This window comes from Thermococcus aggregans, assembly GCF_024022995.1.
Classification (GTDB): Archaea; Methanobacteriota_B; Thermococci; order Thermococcales; family Thermococcaceae; genus Thermococcus_A; species Thermococcus_A aggregans.
The window spans coordinates 574,822-592,912 of the sequence record NZ_CP099582.1 but is presented as its reverse complement, the minus strand read 5'-3'; the positions used below and the strand labels follow the sequence as shown (position 1 = coordinate 592,912).

Genomic DNA, 18,091 nt, shown 5'->3' with positions numbered 1-18,091 from the left:
TTTTATCACTCCCCGTATTTCTTAAAGAGTTCCTTAAACTGCTCTTCTGTCTTTTCTATTAACGAAGCTATCTCCTCAATGTTTGGATTGTACTTCATTCTTCCTATCTCTTCTCTAACAGGGAGCTTCGCAATTTCTTCGACTGGGATTCCAGCATCTATTGCTCTCATAGTGTGGCGGTAGAAATTCAGAATGACTCTCATCATTGTTATTTGCTTCTTTGGTGGACAGTATGTATCAACCTCGTGGAACGCATCTTGCTGGAGGTAATCCTCTCTTATCATTCTTGCCACAAGGAGTATAGCCCTCTCCCTCTCCGGTAATGCATCTGGACCCACTATTCTAACTATTTCTTCCAATTCGGCCTCTTTCTGCAGAAGTTTCATTGCCTCATCTCTCATAGCTTTCCATTCTGGATCAACGTTCTTATGCCACCAATCCTTTATGGAATCCACGTAGAGAGAATAACTCGTAAGCCAGTTAATGGCCGGGAAGTGCCTTCTTCTTGCCAGGTCAGCATCCAATGCCCAGAAGACTTTAACGACTCTTAAGGTGTTCTGAACCACAGGATCGCTTAGATCACCACCTGGCGGTGAAACGGCACCGATAACACTTACGCTTCCAATTCTATCGTCACTTCCCAACGTTCTCACTCTACCAGCTCTCTCGTAGAACTCTGCTATCTTAGACGCAAGGTATGCTGGGTAACCTTCTTCACCAGGCATTTCTTCAAGTCTTCCAGAGATTTCTCTCAAAGCTTCGGCCCATCTTGAAGTTGAATCTGCCATAAGAGCAACATTGTATCCCATGTCTCTAAAGTACTCAGCTATTGTAATTCCCGTATAAATAGAGGCTTCTCTCGCAGCGACTGGCATGTTGGATGTGTTAGCTATGAGAACAGTTCTCTCCATAAGGGGTTTACCCGTGTTTGGATCAGTCAGCTTGGGGAATTCCTCAAGGACATCTGTCATCTCGTTTCCTCTTTCACCACAACCAATGTACACAACAACCTCAGCGTCGCTCCACTTGGCTAACTGGTGCTGGGTGACGGTGTTGTGGAGGAAAGTTGGCATGTTACCCCCAATAAAGTTGTGGGTTTCAGTAGTTACATCATAAACTTCCTGGGGCTCGTCTATGTACCTTATCTCAACGATCTCATCGAAGAGAACGTGGCTAAGATGATTCTCAGCTATTTCCTCCATCCCGATGAACTTTGCAAACTTCTTGAAGGTTTCATAACTCATGTTTTCTCCTGAGAGGTAGTTGTGTATCTCTATTCCAACCCCCTTGAGCTCTGCATACAGCCTTCCAATAGCCTCATAGAGATCCTCAACATCCACTGGGATGACGTCGATGCTTGTGTATCCCCTACCTTCCCTCTTAATTCCGAGCTTCTCAAGGTTTGCCTTGCCGCTTATAATTACCCTGTAGTACTTCCTACCCTTGACTTCCTTCTCCCTTGTTATGGCATATATGCCGAGTTTGGCAAGGAGGTAGCTCAGACCATAGGCGGCTTCTTCTGAGGCAGTTGCTATCTCTACCTTCCCTTTCTTCTCGTTGTAATGGCCGTCACAGGCTATGTAGGCCTTAATGAATGCATCAACTACACTCGGCTTGCTCATGAGAAGCTCCTTAGGAACTTTCCAGCTTCCCGCCTTCTTGATCCCAGGAACACCTAAAGCCTTAAAGAACTCAACTAGAGCCTTGCTGTGTATTAAGAGAGCTTTTACAGTTCTATCCTGTACTATCTTTCCTTCAATGCCGAAGAGCTCCCTGGCGAGATCATTAGCCCTCTTCAGAAGAGACTCATCGTTGTTATATATTGCGACGGTTCTCGGCTTAAGGGTTCCGTCAGCAAGTAGGTAGCCCAAGAACTCAGCTAGCCTCTCATCGAGGACTTCCGGAATTCTGACTTTCTTTGGAGATCTAACGGTGACACTAATGTTCAGCTTAGCATCTTCCCCCCCATCTATCTTCTTTGCAACTAGAATTCTATCTCCCTTCTTCAGGTGCATTGCCATTACTTCCTCTATAACTAGCCCATCTTTGGTTACCCTGCCAGTGAAGAGCTTGTGTATTGGGGTAACTTTTATTCTCCTTCCTGTTCTAGTCTTTATCTCAATCATCCCCTGGGAATAGCCCTTGTACACGTGAGTTGCCTTTATCTCTACAATCTTTCCATCCTTGTATCCATAGAGCGTTATTGGTTCATCAAGCTCGGTCCACTCTTCTCCCTCTCTAACGGTCTTCTTACCTTTTCCGTCGAGCTTCTCGTAGAGATCCTTTATCTTTATCAGTCCAAATTCCTTCGTTAGAACTAGGGTATCACCATCAACACATTTTCCACTTCCGAAGGGTCCTGGAATAGCTGCAGTTCCACCTTTTGCCTGCGGGAAGAAAGTATCAATAATCCTCTGCCCGGTAATAAGCGGAACTTCCGGAGGAAGCTTCTCCTTATAGGGTCTCTTTTGCCTAACGGGCCACTTTTGGTACATTTTGAGTTCTTTAATTTCCCCGCTTGGAGTTTTGACTTTTGCAACAACTTCTTCTATTGTGTACTCTCCTTCTTCGACAATCTCTACTATCTCACCCTCAATCCCTGGGGGAACCATTATTTTGTGCTCTATGATGCTCGTTTCAGGGACAACACCTATTATGTCTCCACCCGTAACCTTGTCGCCAACCTTTACTTTTGGAGTGAAGTGCCACTTTTTGTCTCTTGGCAAAGCTGGAGCAGTAAGACCTCTTCCGATGAAATCTCCGCTCTTTTCTCTCAAGATTTCTAGAGGTCTTTGTATTCCATCGTAAATTGAAGTTAACAACCCTGGCCCAAGTTCAACACTCAAAGATGCTCCCGTTCCAATAACTGGTTCACCTGGCTTAACACCTGCAGTTTCCTCATAAACCTGGATAACAGCTTTGTCACCTTCTAATCGGATTATCTCTCCAATAAGTCCAAGTTCTCCAACTCTAACGACCTCATACATCCTTGAGCCTCTCATATCATCAGCAACAACTAATGGTCCGGTAACTCTAATTATCCTTCCCATATTTTTCACCTCTTTATCTCTACACCTATGGCTTTTCTAACAATTTCTTTCAGTTGTTCCTCACCATAGAGGGATCCATACTTATCAGGAATTGGGAGGATTATCGGGAAAGTTACATCGGGAATTCCAATTTTTTGAGCCAGTCGTTCTGTTATAAGAATCACACCAATATCTTCCCTTTCTATAAGTTCTTTAAGTTTATTTTTTGCCCTTTCCAACTCGTGGGTAGTTTCTTCAAACGAATACGCTTCATGAACCCCTGCAAGTCTAAAGCCGAGTGCAGTGTCTTTATCACCAAGAACAACTATCTTCATGGTAACTCACCCACTGCTTTCTTTATGAGCTCTGGTTTTACGCCATCCTCCACGAGCTTTGCTATTGCTTTGAGCTTTCTTATTTCACTTTCTTTTTGGAGAATGTAGCTCAAAGGTACCGCAACGCTCAGCGGATAAAATCTTGTCAGCTCTGCCATCCTCTGAAGTATGTACCTGTCAAATGCCCTCTCAAATGCCGAGATGTCCTCCAGTATCTCTTCCCTATGTTCTCTTATTATTCCCGAATACTCTGTGGAGTCCAATTCCGCCAGAACCATTTCGACGTCTTCCATATTTGCAAGGGCTTCAAGGGTTTTTCTTTTTATCTTACCGCCGGGTATAAGAGAATTCCTAAGTTTTTCTGCTCCTAATCCGTGGGCTTTCCCTCTGAGTATCGTGCTTAGGTTTATCTTATCAATTTTTAATCTTACAAACTCCTCCAAGATAAGCTTTTCCTCATCTTTTCGTGAGGCTGCGTAGTTGGATAGCTTTAGGTAATGGTTTTTGTACAGTTCCGTCTCGAACTCTTCTGGGGTTATCTCGTTTAATAGGAGCTTCTGATAAGTTTCCTCGTATTCTGTTCCTTCAAGTATGACAAGTATTTCTTCGAGGGTCTTTGCCTCAGCAATTGCCTTCACTTTTTCAACCATTGTGCCAATTTCGTTTATGTAATCTCTAGCAACTTCTCCCCTAAGCTTTGCTTTCACAGCAGAAGATATGTTCCTAATGTCCCATTCTTCAAGAAGAAGTTTGAAGAACTCTCTGGTTCTCTTGGGGAGAATCTTAATCATGAGCTCGTATACATCTGCCAATGCCTTATCAAGAGCCCTATCTATGTTCTCAGAGTTCAAAACTGGGAGAGTAGTGAGGTAGGGCTTATAATCTGTATCCTCCAGGTTCATGACAAAGTTATTTAGGGTTTTTGATTCCGCTAATTCATTGAACTTTTGCTCCGTGAAAAGCCTTGCCTCCATCGCCCTAATTCTGGCATTCGGGTATGAATAGGGAGTATACTTCCACAAGATTTGTCCGGTTTTGTAGGCTACCCACGTGAATATAATTGCCAAGCTTGTATCAAGGATCGTCGTTATGGTGTTCGCTTCCACTTCCCTCACCTAAACAGAATTTTTGCTATTCTAGAGCGAAGCTCACTTTGGAATCTCTCAATTCTGGCTTCAAAGGTGTTGTCTACCCTTATGCTTCTATCGGGGTTGTATATTACTGCTCCACCTATGGTCTCGATTGGTTCTCCTATTTCTATTTCAACGTCCCTTCCAAGTTGCTCTTTTGCATACTCCTTAATTTCTTCCAAGTGCTTCTCTATGAGAGATAGTGTTTCTTTGTTGGAGGACACGACTACCTTCTCTTCCCCTAGTTCCTTAACCCCTTGAACAATCAATTCCTTGATAATCTCGAGGTATTCCTCCTCTGGTATTGAAGCTGACCTCTCCTTTAATGCCTCCAACACCTCATTAATGAGTTCCTCCTGAAGCGCAAGCCTCTTCCTCCTAACCTCAAGCTTTGCATTGGCGATTATCCTCTGTTTCTCAAGTTCTGCCTGCGTTTGGGCTTTTCTAATCATCCACTCGGCCTTAGCTTTTGCTCTTTTTTCAGCCTCTTTTCTAAGTTCTTCTGCCTTTTTCTCTGCTTCCTCTAAGATGTACTTTATCTTTAACTCTGCCTCCCTGTTAATCTCCTCGATAATTAGCTTTGCTCCTTCCATTGAAGATTCCTCCTTGAAATAATAGGGAGAAGGCTCAAAAGCCAACTCCCGTAATTATGAGGATCAACGCTCCAACGAGACCAAAGATAGCCATTGTCTCAGCCATAGCTGCGAATATAATCGCCTGGGTGAATGTCTTGGGGTTCTTTGAAACTGCTCCAATTCCAGCTGAGGCAATTATGCCCTGGGGAATTGCAGATAGACCCGTCAAACCAACTGTCAAGCCAGCACCAAAAAGAATTGCTGCTTTAATGAGATTTCCAGTTGTAGCTTCTGCAAACTTAAATCCTCCTCCAAGTATGCCCGAGACGAGGGCAATTAGGAACAAAGTTATCAATCCGTAAATGCTCTGAGTCATAGGAAGACCCTGCAACACTAGAGCATTTCTAAAGTTTTTCTCATCCTCTGCAACCGCTCCTGCAGCAGCAGCTCCAGCAATTCCAACACCAAATGAGGAGGCTGCTCCAGCTATACCTGCCGCAAGTGCGGCACCCAATGCAACGTAAACTATTGGTTCCATCTTTTAACACCCCCTAAATTTCTAATTCAAGTTCAGATACTTCTCTTTTAGCTTTAAACGGTTCAAATTTCTTACCTTCACCTGAGTAAAAGGTTCCAAAAAATTCAACATAATGTAAACGCAAAGCGTGAACGAAAGCCCCTAATGCGTTTATTGCTGTTGAAAAGATGTGTCCGCCTATGAATACCACCAAACCAACTGCTACGCCTAAGGGTATTGGACCTATCCTGATACCCCAGATCATCTCGACTATTATGTTTACTACCATTGCTATTCCAGCTGTTGCCAACGCCAATGCCATCAGCCTAGCGTAGCTTAGCCAGTTGCCAATGAATCCAAAGAAATCTGAGATCGTCATCAACAGCCTCATCAGTATTGGCAAGTCACTTCTGATCTCAGAGATTACAAAGAGAACAATGCCCGGCAGCAAAAATGCTTCTCCTACTTTAATGCTCGTAAATCCTGCCATTGAAAGGGCAAGGAAGATTACTCCTAGAATTATAAGCATCCACGGAAGCTGCTCCAGTACTGCATTGGTTATTTCTTTGTTCTTTACCTTAACTATAAAGCCCAGCGTGTAGCCGATAAAGAGGTGGAGCAGACCAATTACCAGTGCCAACTCCAAAACAACTAATGCTCCCCTCATTGGGTCTAAGAGCGCTGGCACATTGATCCCTACCCTCTGAAAGGCATCTCCGAAATAACTGCCAAAGAGTATTCCCATTACCATGGTGAAAATTGCGCTCCAGAGCAGAATATTCGAGAACTTATAAACGCCGTCATTAAGCTTTTTGTGTCCCATTGCAAGCAGTGCAGCCACTATCGCTATTATAAGCCCATACATAAAGTCAGTTAACATAAATCCAAAGAAAAATGAATACGTAAAAGCTAATATGGGGGTTGGGTCCAGCTCATTGTATTTTGGAACACCGAACATTTCAGTAAGCATTTCAAAAGGTTCAATGAATTTGGGGTTCTTCAGCTTTATAGGTATTTCATCGAGCTCCTCCGGTGTTGGAGACCTTACGTTTACGTATATTTTGCCGTGAGATATTTTCTTAAGCCCCTCTATTATTTTTGGGACATCCTTCTTTGGCAGCCATCCAGTAAGGGCAAAAGTCATATTCGTCCTTATTAGATTGCTCAATATATTTGCTTTTTCTCTCTCATTTTCCATGAGTTCCTGGTAGAAAACTAACTCATCGTGGTATTTTTCGGCAAGAGCCTTTGCCTCTTTTTTCGTTGCTTCTAACTCCTCGTTGAGCTTTGTTATCTCTTTTTGGAGCTCTTTCACAGCATCTTTTGGTTTTCCTTTTACTTCAGGTACCTCAATTCTTTCAAAGGAATATTTTGCAAGGATAGGATTAGCCTTATCGTAGTCTTTTTTCAGCAGGGCGATTACAACAAGGGCCTTTCCCTTCAAATCCCTTGAGACATACACCAACTTATCATTGAGAGCTTTTTTCAGTTCTTCAATCAGAGACAAAAATTTGTCCTTTTCAACAAAACCGACAACTATTTCAAGGTTTTTTGTAGGTTTGAGATATTCTACCTCTATGTCCAACGCTGAAAGCAATTCCAAGATCTCTATTTCTGTTTTTAGTCGCTCTATTTCAGCATTCAAAGAATTTATCTTACTTTCAACGCTTTTTATTTCCGGTTCGGCAGTTTCGAGAAAACTTTCAATCTCCTTTATTAGCTTTTCAATTCCCTCATACTTGTATTTTTTCTTTGGTTTTAGTTCTGGAAAAATGAAGCTCTTAATACCCCCTTTTGTCTGCTCCTTGTAACCTTTCAAGAAATCTATGAGACGAGAAAGACTAATGCTGTACGACGCGGCCTTTCTGTAAAACTCATTGGGAGCATCTTTTTGGGCAAATTCTACATCGATTTCTCTGATCTCTAGAACACCTTCCTCATGGAGATAAGTCAAGATAGAATCCTTATATCTGTTTAAGCTTAACACATCTATCTTGACTATCTCTTCCGGTTTGAACATCTTTCATCTACCTCTAATGAGCTTTATTGCTTCTTCAATTGCCTGCTCAAAGTTTTGTGTCGCTCTAACCCTTATTTCCTCAAGTTCTTTTTCCCCTTCTTCAAGAATCTTTTTTGCTTCCTCTTCTCCCTCAGCTTTCTTCGCTTCTATAAGAGAATTCGCTTTTTCTTGGGCTTCTTTTAATATTTCCTCTTCAATTTTTTTAGCCTCTTCTTTTGCACGGTTTATTCTCATTTTTGCTTCTTCTTTTGCCTTTTCAATCCTTTCTTCAGCTTTTTTCTCGGCATCCACAATTTCTTTAATGATCGTCTCCATAAGAAGCCCTCCAATGAATTTAAATGAAAGTGACCATTACAAAGGAATTGTCAAGTAAGTGCCTTAAATAATTTGTGCTCAGAGGTGCACAAAGGAGAACAAAAAAGATGAAAGCTTTTGCATGAATGATAGAAAAATATAATAAAGATTCAAGGATAATTTGGACAAAATTCAATCTTGTTCTTCATCAGTTTTCTTCTGTTCAAAGATTTTTTTAATCTCATTTAAAACCGAGGTCTTAGCAAAAACGACCACTTCACCCTTTTTGGGCAGCTTTGTATCACCAGAGGGAATTATTAAGTTCCCCTTCTCGTCGTATACTGCTACTATAAGGGAGTCTTTTGGCAAGTTGAGCTCTTTTATTGGTTTTTCTGAAATTTCGCTTTTATCATCCAAGCGGAACTTAACGATCTCTGCCCCCTCTCTGGGGAACAGAACTCTATCGAACCCTGGAGTCGTCAAGCTCCTGAATATGTAGTTAGCTGCTATTTCTTCTGGGCTTATGACCACATCAAAGTATTTTTTCAAATCCTCCACTCTTTCAAAGACTTCCTTATTTTTCGGCTTGCTTATTCTGAGAACTGTCTTTATTTCGGGATTTAGATGCTTTGCAAGGATACACCCCAATATGTTTGCATCATCTCTTCCAGTTAACGCCGCAAAGGCATCTGCCTGCTTCACGTTGGCTTCTTCCAAGGTTTTATGATCCGTAGCATCCCCTTCGATTACGAGACCATTAATAAGGAAGGAGAGCTCTTTAGCTCTCTCCTTATCTATGTCAATTATTGTAACGTCATGTCCCTCATTTTCCAGCATCTTGGCCACAAGGTACCCAACCCTTCCAGCACCCATTATCACAATAAACATCTGCCTTCACCTCTCTTCGCTGAGGAGCACCTTAGCGATTTCGGCATACGCTGGCCTTGTTATTAATATTCCAATGAGCACGCCCAGTATTGTAGTGAAGGCAAAGCCTCTCAGACCTCCTACGAAGAACTTGAACAGAAAGCTCATTGCAACTATTGTAGTGGTTGCCGAGGCCCAGATAACAAAGAATGCTCTACCCATTCTCTTCAGTATTCCACTTCTCTTCGTGATTTTTTCTTTCCTCTTTCCACCTAAGAGCTCGTCTGTTATGACTATTTGCTGATCAACTCCAGTACCGATGGCGGCTATTATGCCCGCTATACTCGGCAAATCGAGGTTCCACCTTATCAATGCCGCGACTCCCAAAATTGCAATGGCCTCGCTTAAACTTGTCAGGACTACTGGAATAGCTATTTTCGCCTTTCTGTAGTGGAGATAGACTATTAAGCCAACTACTATCAAAGCTGCTATTCCCGCTTGCACTACCTGTTTTCTAAACTGCTCTCCCAGGGTAGGAGGAATGTAGTTAACGCCCTCTACAAAGACTTTTACCGGAAGTGATCCACTTCTCAAAACTACTGAAACGACCTGCGCTTGTCTCATTGCTGCAATGTCTTCTTTAGAACCTCCAATTGAAATCGCCAGCTCAGTATGAGGTTCACCAGTTGTAAGTCCCTCCTGAAGCCTATAGGGACCATAAAGGCCCAATATCCTCCTAATAAATTCATCTGCGGTTTCTCCAGCCCTTGGTTCCCTCTTTTCGACTTTTATTCCCAAGTTCTTCAAGCTTGACTCAAGTTCTCCATTAACTCCAATGAGGATAACTTTTTCTTTTCCTTGAGCAAGCTTAGCTATTTCTTCAACGCTTTGATTTGTGTAAGGAATGATACCAATATTAAAGGCTTCCTTAAGTCTTTGAGGCAACGGTTTGGCATCTGGAACGAATTGGAACTCATTCGAGTTCATAATTGTGTATATCTCCTCTGAAACTATCAAAGTTGAATTCACTGGAGGGTCAAGGAAGATATCCACAGGGTAGCCAACTTTTCCCAAAGCCAGCTGTGCGAACTTTTCCGCGGCTTCTTTAGATATTGAAAACGGAACAATCCAAGCTCCTTCTCTTGGGTCATAACTTACCTGATCTACCCTCTTTATGTCTGCTCCAGTTGCAAATATAACACCGTTGAATTCAGCATAGAAAACACCTTGGCGGTTTATTGTATCTATAATGCTGTTTGCTTCCTCCTCTGTGACATTAGCAACTCTTATTTTTATTATTTGATCGCCCCATGGTTCCAGCGTAATATCCTTAACTCCAAGGGTATTCAATCTGTTCTCAAGGGATATTCTAACTTCCTCCATGGTCGATTGGTCGACGGGCTTTTCAAGCTGCACAGTTATTTCAACACCACCACTTATGTCCAAACCATAGGTTATCCCTTGAGCAAGTATTGTTAAAATTGACCCAATAATAACGAGTATGAGCAGAAGCACCCTGCCGTTAAGGAGAAGCTTCTTCAAATTCATTTCTTCTCACCCCTTTGAATGTACCATTTTAGCACACCTGCATTGAGTATCCACGTGTTCATGAAATCAGCAAGCAATCCGAAAATCAATACCGCGGCTATCATGTCTATAACTTCCGCCTGCGAGATTATCCACAGTGAAGCTAAAGCCCCTAATGTGGTGGTGCTCATAGTGAAACCCGTAGAGACCGCTGAGAGATAAGCTTCCTCAACGGATTCCTCTTTCCTCCTCAAAAGCTTGGTGGTAAGGAGTATGTTGCTGTCTACTGAATAACCTATAAGCATCAAAAGAGCAGCAATTGTCGCTTGAGTTAGCTCCAAGCCAGATATGCTCATTAGGGCAAGGGCTATTGTCATATCGGAAAGGGCTGAAAAGATCACGGTCAAGGACGGAACTGGAACTCTAAAGAACAAAAATACAACGACAGCCATTCCAAGAAATGCCAAGGAGATTGCTTTCAAACTTTGTTCTTGAGCTGTTCTTGATAAGCTGGGCCCAAATTGTGTCTGCGAAATTGCAGCATTTGGATATTTCGACTTTAGGAGTTCGATTATTCTTTGTACGTTCACATCGGTAGATGCCCTTATTTCCACTCTTGTGTCTCCAGTAATGCTCTTAATTTCCCTGACTGTCACTTTAAAGTTCTCCGCTTTTAACAAGCTCTCAATATCTTTCGCGTTTGCATCTACTCCGTAAATAGTTATAACAACTCCTCCCTTAAGATCCGTTCCGAGAGTTGGGAAATGAACTGCCAATACTAAAAGCGCTGCAAGAAAAACAATTAATGGATAAGTTATCATTTTTTTAGGGTCTGCAGTTGCAAGTTTTTTGAGAACATTTTCGAGCATTGTGTTCACCTCTACGGATTTTTAATGTACTGTTTAGTCTTTTTAAATACTCCCCCGTAGCATTTAAAAATCTATTCAATAGGCACTATAAAAGACAAGTTTTAAAACCTAAGGTGAAAAAGTGAATTAAGGTGATGCTCATGGACACCATTGGATATCACTATGTAGTTGAAGCATCTGGCTGTGATCCAGAAGTTCTAAAAGACCCAAACAGAATAAGAGAGATCTTCTTGGAGGCAGCAAAAGCAGGGAACATGGAAGTCAAGGCGAGTTACTTTTTTAGGTTCTCACCAACGGGAGTTAGCGGAGTTGTTATTGTTGCCGAGAGTCATATTTCCGTTCATACATGGCCAGAGGAAGGGTATGCAGCGCTAGATGTTTACACCTGTGGCGAGAAAGCAGATCCAGAGAAGGCTGTTGATTACATTCTTGAGAAGTTCAAAGCCCAGTACGCTCACGTATCAGAAGTCAAGAGAGGCATCAAGGAAGAAGAAGGCACATTTACTCACATGATCTTAACATGGGAAGAAAAACTAGACAGGAGAAGCGAGAAGTGAATTCACTCCAACAGCTTCTCTAGTTCTATCTTTATTTTCTCTATCTTGTTTCTGAGGTTCTCAAACTTTATCTTATACTTTTCAAGCTCTTCAATTCTCTGCTTGAGTTCATTGTTCTCTCTTGTTAATTCCTCGATTTTCTTCTCAAGCTCTTCCTTCTCTTTTCTGAGCTCATCGGCAAGGCCTTTAAATTCTTCAACCTTCTTCTCAAGCTCCAGCTTTTCACGGGTTATCTCGTCAACTAGCTTTTCTAGTCTGCTGATTTCCTCTTCCTTTGCTTTGAGCTTTTCTTCAAGCTCCTTAACCTTTGTTTCCTCAACTCCCTTGCTTTGCAGCTCCATGATTTTTACTTTTGCCTCCGCAAGCTCTTTTTCAAGCTCTTTCTTTTCTTTTCTGGCTTTTTCGAGTTCTGCTTTCACAGCTTCCAACTCTTCCTTCAACTTCTTTATCTCTTCTCTTGCTTTTTCTAAGCTCTCAAGCTCAACTGTCTGCTTCATCTTCTCAAGTTCTGCTTTGACTTTTTCATATTCAATCTTGAGCTTCTCGTATTCTTGCATAAGTTTTTCGTACTCTTCTTTGGCAATTACTTCTTTAAGGCCGCCTTTTTCAATCATTTCAATTGTTTTAATTAGCTCATCGAGCTTTCCTTGTTTTATTAGCTCGTAAGTCTCTCTAACAAGCTGTCCAGCTTTGCTTTCTCCCTTAAGGTGTTTCCTTATTGTTTGCTCGGTTCTTCCAAGCTCTCTTGCAATTTCGCTTATTGTCATCCCTGCTTTTTCTCTTGCTATTGCTCCAGCCGCAACTGCCAAGCTATCAACCCATGTTAACCTCTCTGCTGGGTTTTTTATGAGCTCAATGACCTCCGGCCTGAAGAGTGTTGCAAATAATAAGATGCTCTCCAATTGGTGAATCTCCTGCCTTCCGACTGGATTGAGTGGAATTTCAACTGTCATTTGCTCTCACCTCCTCAAATTTCTACAATCCCTCTCCTCTTCAGAACTTTATCTGCATGTACTACTATTCCTTTGTCAGTGATCTCAAATGGGTGTCTCCTCATTGAATGGCTGGTACCTCTCATCTTCCACACTATGAGGGAGCGCTTGAGTTCTCCATCAATCTCATCAAGGTCTAACCTTATAATACCGTCAACACCGTGCTCCACTCCAGGCCCACCGAAACCTCTTTCACCAACGCTTATCTGACTCACAAAGATGCTTGTACATCCAGTTCCAGCCAAAACTCTCTTAAGCTGGAGGATTATGCTTCTGGCCATTGCTGGCTTGTTTATATAGAGCGTTGTAACAGAATCAACAACAACTCTTTTGGCGTTGATTTCTTTTATCGCCTGCCTCAACACATCAATAAACTCTCTGAGATCGGTTAGATCATGAACTATGTACTTCTCGTACTCTTTGGACTTCCCGATTCCCGCTGTAAAGGCATCTATCATGGCAAACATTCCCTGCTCCTCATAGGGCTTTACATCCCACCCGAACTGAGCCATATTTTGTCTAACTTGCACCGGGTGCTCTTCGAGAGCAACGTAGATTCCAGGCTCACCCATCTGTAAGCCGTTCCATAAGAACTGCTGGCTGAATATTGTCTTTCCTGTTCCAGGCCCTCCACTGAGCAAAACTACGTTTCTTTCTGGGATTCCACCATGAAGTATTTCATCCATCCCCGGAATACCAGTTTTCACTCTCTTAACCACTTTCTCACCCCCTAAACCAGGTTTTATCTGATTTAAGCGAGGTTGGAGAGAATAGTGATTTTAGTTACTAATTGGAATTATATACCGAGAATATTTAAAGTTTACGGTGGAACCTATAAAAAACGCTACTTGTGTCGTCTTATAAACTCTCCAATGTCCGTGATGTTTTTAATAAACTTTCCATTGCTTTTTGGGTTTATGAGACCTAACCCAAGGATTACACCCTCTTCATTTAGGATAACCAGCTTTTTACTTCCCTGCCAGCTGTACTCTTTAACTCCATTTTTGGACACGTCTTTGCCGGTTGTGAAGAGGAAAGCTGTTTTTGCCTTTAGAACAGCAAAGTTCTTTTTAATATCGACAAAATAGAAAAACTCAATGTTTGGATAGAATTTTTCGACAAGGTTTTTGTCGACCTTTATTGTACCCACAAAAGTTCCAAATGCGTAGGGTTTTATTCTGAGGTTTTCTATTTCTCTCCAAACTTCCTCGTTTACAGCATAAACATCCCTGAACTTCCCCTCAACTATTCCAAAAAACTCGTGCTTTAGCTCCCCAAACTTCTCCGCTTCCTTCAGTATCAAATCAAACTCCCAGGAGGAAACCCTTCGGTACTTAAGTTCCATGATTTTCACCGCTTAAAAGCCGGTTCAGACCATCCAAATCAGTCTTTTCAAACTCCTTCTGAAACTTCAACCCAAGCTCAGCTACCTCTTCCCTCGTTATTGTCCCCTTTCCTTCGCCAATTCCAGGGCAGCTTTCATCGTAATACAACCAGACCTTTTCTCCCTTGTATTCAAAAGGCTCCTCACCTTCAATTCCAAGCGGCTTGTGAGAGACCATGAAAGGATAGATTTTGCAGATTATTGGATTATAGGAGTGGATTTTGCACTTCCCGGTCTCTGGGTCATGGAAAATACACCCAAGATCCCACTCTCTGTAAGCCAAAACAAACCTTATTTTTCCTCCTTCAACAGTCATAAGAACAAAATCCTGCGGATCGTGGCCATGAGCCATAATGTTGGCTATATCCGAAAGAGTCAGATAGATAAACCTACCCCTACAGCAGTCGAGACAGAATTTGCACTCAAATTTCACATCACTTTTCAGCGGTTTTGGTTTGAACCTCATTATCTGCCCCCAATGAAAAGCTATCCTCAAAACTTTTAAATCTCTCGGAATAAAATCAAAATTATGAGAGCACGTTTTGTTGTGGCGGTCCTTTTAGCAGCTCTCATAGCTATGTGCATCACCCCTGCGTATAAGCTCGATAAATTCCAATTTTCAAAAACAGACAATGTCAAGTTCCTTTTTGAAAGAAATAATGAGCCTATTAGAGGCAATACAAGTGTTTCTTTATCCATAACTTTCGATGGTTGGAATACCACAATTAAAGGGATTCAAGAGATTGAGCTTTCTCTAAGCTCCTCAGCCACAATCCCTCTTCTCTTAGAGAATTCATCCATTTTAAACTTTGATATCGAAAAACTTGAAGCTTATGGTGCGAAAGTAAGCGTAGAAGGACTTTATGATGGAAAATATGGCCTCTTGCTACTTAAGGTGAGTCCCAGTAAAAGTAGACAGAAGATAAGGATTCTCTACACTTCGCATTATCAACCTCTTTTAGACATTGAGGAGAGGGATATAATTGAGTGGCACATGAAATCAACTAAAGATTACTTCTACCTTCCTCCGGAGGCTTATATGCTGATCCCCAAGATAGATGGGGATGTTACAATCAGCGTGGAATCTTATCCAGCGAACTACACGCTTGTTGGTATTTTAAAGCTCCCAAACAACAAATACAAACCAATTCTTCCAGAAAGAGGAACTTTTTACGCTAATGGTGGAAGATTTTACATCCTTCTTGGAAGATGGAATATTTACAAGAAGAACATCGTGATTGATGGAAAAAATGTAGATGTGATTGCTCTTACCGATGAGGGAAAATGGGTTGTTGATGAACTTGCGAAAATCCTTAAAATATATTCATCCCGGCTTATCCCATATCCCTATGATGAGCTAATCTACATACGCTTCAAAGGACATAGAAGCGAAACTGAGGGATTTGGACTCTATGGGGGAGCAGCGGGAACACAATTCAAGAGTGTCATTCCTCATGAGGTTGCTCACAATTGGTTTGGAATTTATGCAGAGCTTGGACTTTTGGATGAGTCCTTCGCAACATACACTTCTGCCTTTTACAACATGACATCTGAGCAACTGGACTATTGGGAAGGAATGTGCCTCAGCTCAAGGGATTCAACCCCAATAGTCGATATCAACGCTGTTAGAAAACACCAAACCAATCTCTATCAGAGAGGTGGCTTTATTTTCCGCTCCTTACAGTTTGTTGTGGGAAACAAGACATTCTTCGAAGGGCTTAGAGAAGTTCTCAAGATCTGCCATGCGAGAGGGTGCACTCAAACTGAAGAGACACTAAACTTGATCAAGGAAATCTATGAAAATCTAACCGGCCAAGATTTAGATTGGTTCTTCAAGGAGTGGTTCTATACGGCAGATTATCCAAATTTCACAGTTTCAAACTTAAAGATCGCTCAGAATGACAGCTATTACTCTCTGATGCTCAATATAACTGAGGAGAATGGTTTTGCAATGCCCCTCGAAGTGAGAATTGCAACAGTGGCAGAGAACATAACTAAGAAAATCCTTGTGAACGGTTCATCTCTTCTGGAGGTTAAAACCAAGGAGAGGCCCATAATGGTAATCCTAGACCCCAACGACTGGATTGCCAACATTAACGGCTCTTCCTATAGGGTTAACTGGGAAAAGTTCACATTTGAGAAAATTGGAAAAGAAGAACTTGAAATCAATGGAGTTAAGGTAGTTGTGAACTAACTTAAGTGTTCAAGTGCCCATCAAACTCTTTGGTTTTTGCAAAGTTGGCGTATCCTTTTTTATCAAGTCTTTTGCTTACATACGGCCCATCTTTTCTGTAGCCGAACTTTCTGTAGTACTCTCTTACGCCAACACCGCTTATCACGAGCATCTTTTTCACATCAAACTCTTCCCTCGCTATTCTCTCTGCCTCAGCTAAGAGCTCCCTTCCGTAACCGCGGTGCTGCCACTCGTACTTCGGCTTTCCACCTATAGGCACCAGTGGTCCGTAAACATGGAGCTCTCTGACTATAGCGGACGGACAGCAGTTTATTTCCTTCCTGTGGGCTTTTTCACTTGGAATTCTAAGCCTTAAGAATCCAATTAAGATATCGTTCTTCACGTCCTCGAAGCTCAGGAATATCTCGTGACCTCCACTTGCCTTATAATCCTCTCTAAGAAGTTTGATGTGCTCAACCTCTGGCTGGACTCCAAACTTCTGCATCTGGTGCCCGACTTCCCTGAACCTTATCTCTCTTGGCCTTATGCCCCTCTTTATGAGTTCATTAATGACCAGTTGGCCAAGATTGGAGTGCTTTACACCCGCTTCAACGAGCTGAACGGGGATGTCCCTCTGAATCCTCATCACTCTAACCCACTTAGGAAGCATCTTGTAAACTTCAACAAGCAGTTCAACAGCCTCTTCGGTTGTATAAGGTCTGTATTTTCCCTCTTTATACCACTTGTAAAGGATCGTATCCCTAGTAACTAGAGTGGGGTAAATCTTGAGCATATCCGGCCTGAAGCGTTCGTCCTCAAAGATTATTTGAAATGCCCTTAGGTCTCTCTCAAAGTTGCTCCCCGGTAAGCCCGGCATCATGTGGTAGTTTATCTTGAGGCCAGCGTCTTTGAGGAGCTGTGTAGCCCTTACAGTGTCTTCAACAGTGTGTCCTCTCTTAACCCTCTCGTAGATGAAGTTAAACACTGTCTGAACGCCAAGCTCAACTCTCGTTGTTCCAAGCTTCAGCAGTCTGTCGATTTGCTTTTCCATAGCCCAATCAGGCCTTGTTTCAATCGTCAACCCTACCATCCTGACCTTTGCCTTTTCGTTTTTCCTCTGCTCTTCCTCAAGGTAATAATAGGGCTTTCTGTGAGTCCTCTCCCAGGCTTTTCTGAAGAGAGGGTCGTCATCAATCTCACCAAAAAGAACAGCCTTTCTGATTTTTTCCTCAAGGTTCTCAACGTCCTTAAAGTAGGGGAAGTCGTTCATGGCTTTAAAGGCCTCTTTTATGAACCATTCTTGATAATCCAGATCAACAGCCGGGAAAGTTCCACCTTGGATGATTACTTCAACCTTGTCTATGTCGTGGCCAATATCGTAGAGCTGCTTTAGGCGGTTCATCATTATGAGGTAAGGGTGGTAAGCGTTTTGAAGAGCTCTAAGAGCAGAGGGTTCTTTTCCGGTATAGCTCTGAGGAGAACCTTCACTCGGTCCTCCAGGGCAGTAAATACACCTGCCATGGGGACATGGGAAGGGCTTTGTCATCATGGCTACAACGGCAACACCGCTTATCGTACGAGTCGGCTTTTTCTTGAGGAACTCCTTAAACTTCTCTCTCTGCTCTTTGCTCATTACCCTGAGGATGTCCGAGTTAGTAGGAAGCTTGCTTAGATGATAGTTCCTAGCTATTTTAACCTTAAACTTGTTAAGTTGATCCCTATCCTTAATCTCGCCAGATATTATCGCCTTTGCAATTTCCTCGCAGGCCTTTCGATATTTTTCCTCCATCATCATCACGGTTATAGAAGCGAAACTGCCCTT

17 protein-coding genes are annotated in these 18,091 nt (G+C 42.3%); 2 read left to right on the top strand and 15 right to left on the bottom strand.

What is annotated here, in order from left to right; genetic code table 11:
- Nucleotides 1–5: 5 nt before the first annotated feature.
- The 10 genes from NF865_RS03385 to NF865_RS03340 form a co-directional block, all read right to left on the bottom strand.
- Complete coding sequence (locus tag NF865_RS03385) at nucleotides 6–3,050, bottom strand: V-type ATP synthase subunit A (protein WP_436317663.1); 3,045 nt, start codon at nucleotides 3,048–3,050, stop codon at nucleotides 6–8.
- A 5-nt stretch (nucleotides 3,051–3,055) separates the two neighbouring features.
- Nucleotides 3,056–3,364 carry a V-type ATP synthase subunit F gene (locus NF865_RS03380; RefSeq protein ID WP_253305190.1) on the bottom strand — a complete coding sequence of 103 codons (309 nt, stop codon included), beginning with the start codon at nucleotides 3,362–3,364 and terminating at the stop codon, nucleotides 3,056–3,058.
- Nucleotides 3,361–4,470: a V-type ATP synthase subunit C gene (locus tag NF865_RS03375; protein ID WP_253305189.1), complete on the bottom strand. Its 1,110-nt coding sequence runs from the start codon at nucleotides 4,468–4,470 to the stop codon at nucleotides 3,361–3,363. Before NF865_RS03375 ends, NF865_RS03380 begins: the two co-directional genes overlap by 4 nt.
- A gap of 5 nt (nucleotides 4,471–4,475) precedes the next feature.
- The gene (locus NF865_RS03370) at nucleotides 4,476–5,087 is read right to left on the bottom strand and encodes a V-type ATP synthase subunit E (protein ID WP_253305188.1); all 612 of its coding nucleotides are present in this window, start codon (nucleotides 5,085–5,087) and stop codon (nucleotides 4,476–4,478) included.
- A gap of 34 nt (nucleotides 5,088–5,121) precedes the next feature.
- Nucleotides 5,122–5,607 carry an ATP synthase subunit C-like protein gene (locus NF865_RS03365; RefSeq protein ID WP_253305187.1) on the bottom strand — a complete coding sequence of 162 codons (486 nt, stop codon included), beginning with the start codon at nucleotides 5,605–5,607 and terminating at the stop codon, nucleotides 5,122–5,124.
- Between the two features lie 13 nt (nucleotides 5,608–5,620).
- Nucleotides 5,621–7,606 carry a V-type ATP synthase subunit I gene (locus tag NF865_RS03360; protein ID WP_253305186.1) on the bottom strand — a complete coding sequence of 662 codons (1,986 nt, stop codon included), beginning with the start codon at nucleotides 7,604–7,606 and terminating at the stop codon, nucleotides 5,621–5,623.
- Between the two features lie 3 nt (nucleotides 7,607–7,609).
- Nucleotides 7,610–7,921 (bottom strand): V-type ATP synthase subunit H, encoded by a 312-nt coding sequence (locus NF865_RS03355; RefSeq protein WP_253305185.1) that lies wholly within the window; start codon nucleotides 7,919–7,921, stop codon nucleotides 7,610–7,612.
- 171 nt (nucleotides 7,922–8,092) lie between these two features.
- The gene (locus NF865_RS03350; protein ID WP_253305184.1) at nucleotides 8,093–8,788 is read right to left on the bottom strand and encodes a potassium channel family protein; all 696 of its coding nucleotides are present in this window, start codon (nucleotides 8,786–8,788) and stop codon (nucleotides 8,093–8,095) included.
- A 6-nt stretch (nucleotides 8,789–8,794) separates the two neighbouring features.
- Nucleotides 8,795–10,315 (bottom strand): preprotein translocase subunit SecD, encoded by a 1,521-nt coding sequence (locus NF865_RS03345; protein WP_253305183.1) that lies wholly within the window; start codon nucleotides 10,313–10,315, stop codon nucleotides 8,795–8,797.
- On the bottom strand, nucleotides 10,312–11,163 hold the full coding sequence (locus tag NF865_RS03340) for a protein translocase subunit SecF (RefSeq protein ID WP_253305182.1): 852 nt from the start codon (nucleotides 11,161–11,163) through the stop codon (nucleotides 10,312–10,314). The genes NF865_RS03345 and NF865_RS03340 overlap by 4 nt, the downstream gene beginning before the upstream one ends.
- A gap of 140 nt (nucleotides 11,164–11,303) precedes the next feature.
- On the opposite strand from NF865_RS03340, the gene speD reads away from it, so the two are divergent.
- A complete protein-coding gene (speD, locus tag NF865_RS03335) occupies nucleotides 11,304–11,720 on the top strand; it encodes an adenosylmethionine decarboxylase (RefSeq protein ID WP_253305526.1) in 417 nt (138 codons plus the stop codon).
- Between the two features lie 2 nt (nucleotides 11,721–11,722).
- Here speD and NF865_RS03330 read toward each other — a convergent pair whose 3' ends face one another.
- The 4 genes from NF865_RS03330 to NF865_RS03315 form a co-directional block, all read right to left on the bottom strand.
- Entirely contained in the window at nucleotides 11,723–12,673 is a 951-nt protein-coding gene (locus NF865_RS03330; RefSeq protein ID WP_253305181.1) for a transcriptional regulator, read from the bottom strand.
- A 14-nt stretch (nucleotides 12,674–12,687) separates the two neighbouring features.
- Nucleotides 12,688–13,431, bottom strand: coding sequence for a KaiC domain-containing protein (locus NF865_RS03325; protein WP_253305180.1), 744 nt, complete (start codon nucleotides 13,429–13,431; stop codon nucleotides 12,688–12,690).
- Nucleotides 13,432–13,556: 125 nt separating this feature from the next.
- Nucleotides 13,557–14,057, bottom strand: coding sequence for an NIP7 pre-PUA domain-containing protein (locus NF865_RS03320; protein WP_253305179.1), 501 nt, complete (start codon nucleotides 14,055–14,057; stop codon nucleotides 13,557–13,559).
- Nucleotides 14,047–14,562 (bottom strand): YkgJ family cysteine cluster protein, encoded by a 516-nt coding sequence (locus NF865_RS03315; RefSeq protein WP_253305178.1) that lies wholly within the window; start codon nucleotides 14,560–14,562, stop codon nucleotides 14,047–14,049. The genes NF865_RS03320 and NF865_RS03315 overlap by 11 nt, the downstream gene beginning before the upstream one ends.
- Before the next feature lie 63 nt (nucleotides 14,563–14,625).
- Between NF865_RS03315 and NF865_RS03310 the strand changes: the two genes are divergently transcribed.
- The gene (locus NF865_RS03310) at nucleotides 14,626–16,290 is read left to right on the top strand and encodes a M1 family aminopeptidase (protein ID WP_253305177.1); all 1,665 of its coding nucleotides are present in this window, start codon (nucleotides 14,626–14,628) and stop codon (nucleotides 16,288–16,290) included.
- A 1-nt stretch (nucleotide 16,291) separates the two neighbouring features.
- Here the strand turns inward: NF865_RS03310 and NF865_RS03305 are convergent, their stop codons facing one another.
- A complete protein-coding gene (locus tag NF865_RS03305) occupies nucleotides 16,292–18,058 on the bottom strand; it encodes a tRNA uridine(34) 5-carboxymethylaminomethyl modification radical SAM/GNAT enzyme Elp3 (protein ID WP_253305525.1) in 1,767 nt (588 codons plus the stop codon).
- Nucleotides 18,059–18,091: the final 33 nt, after the last annotated feature.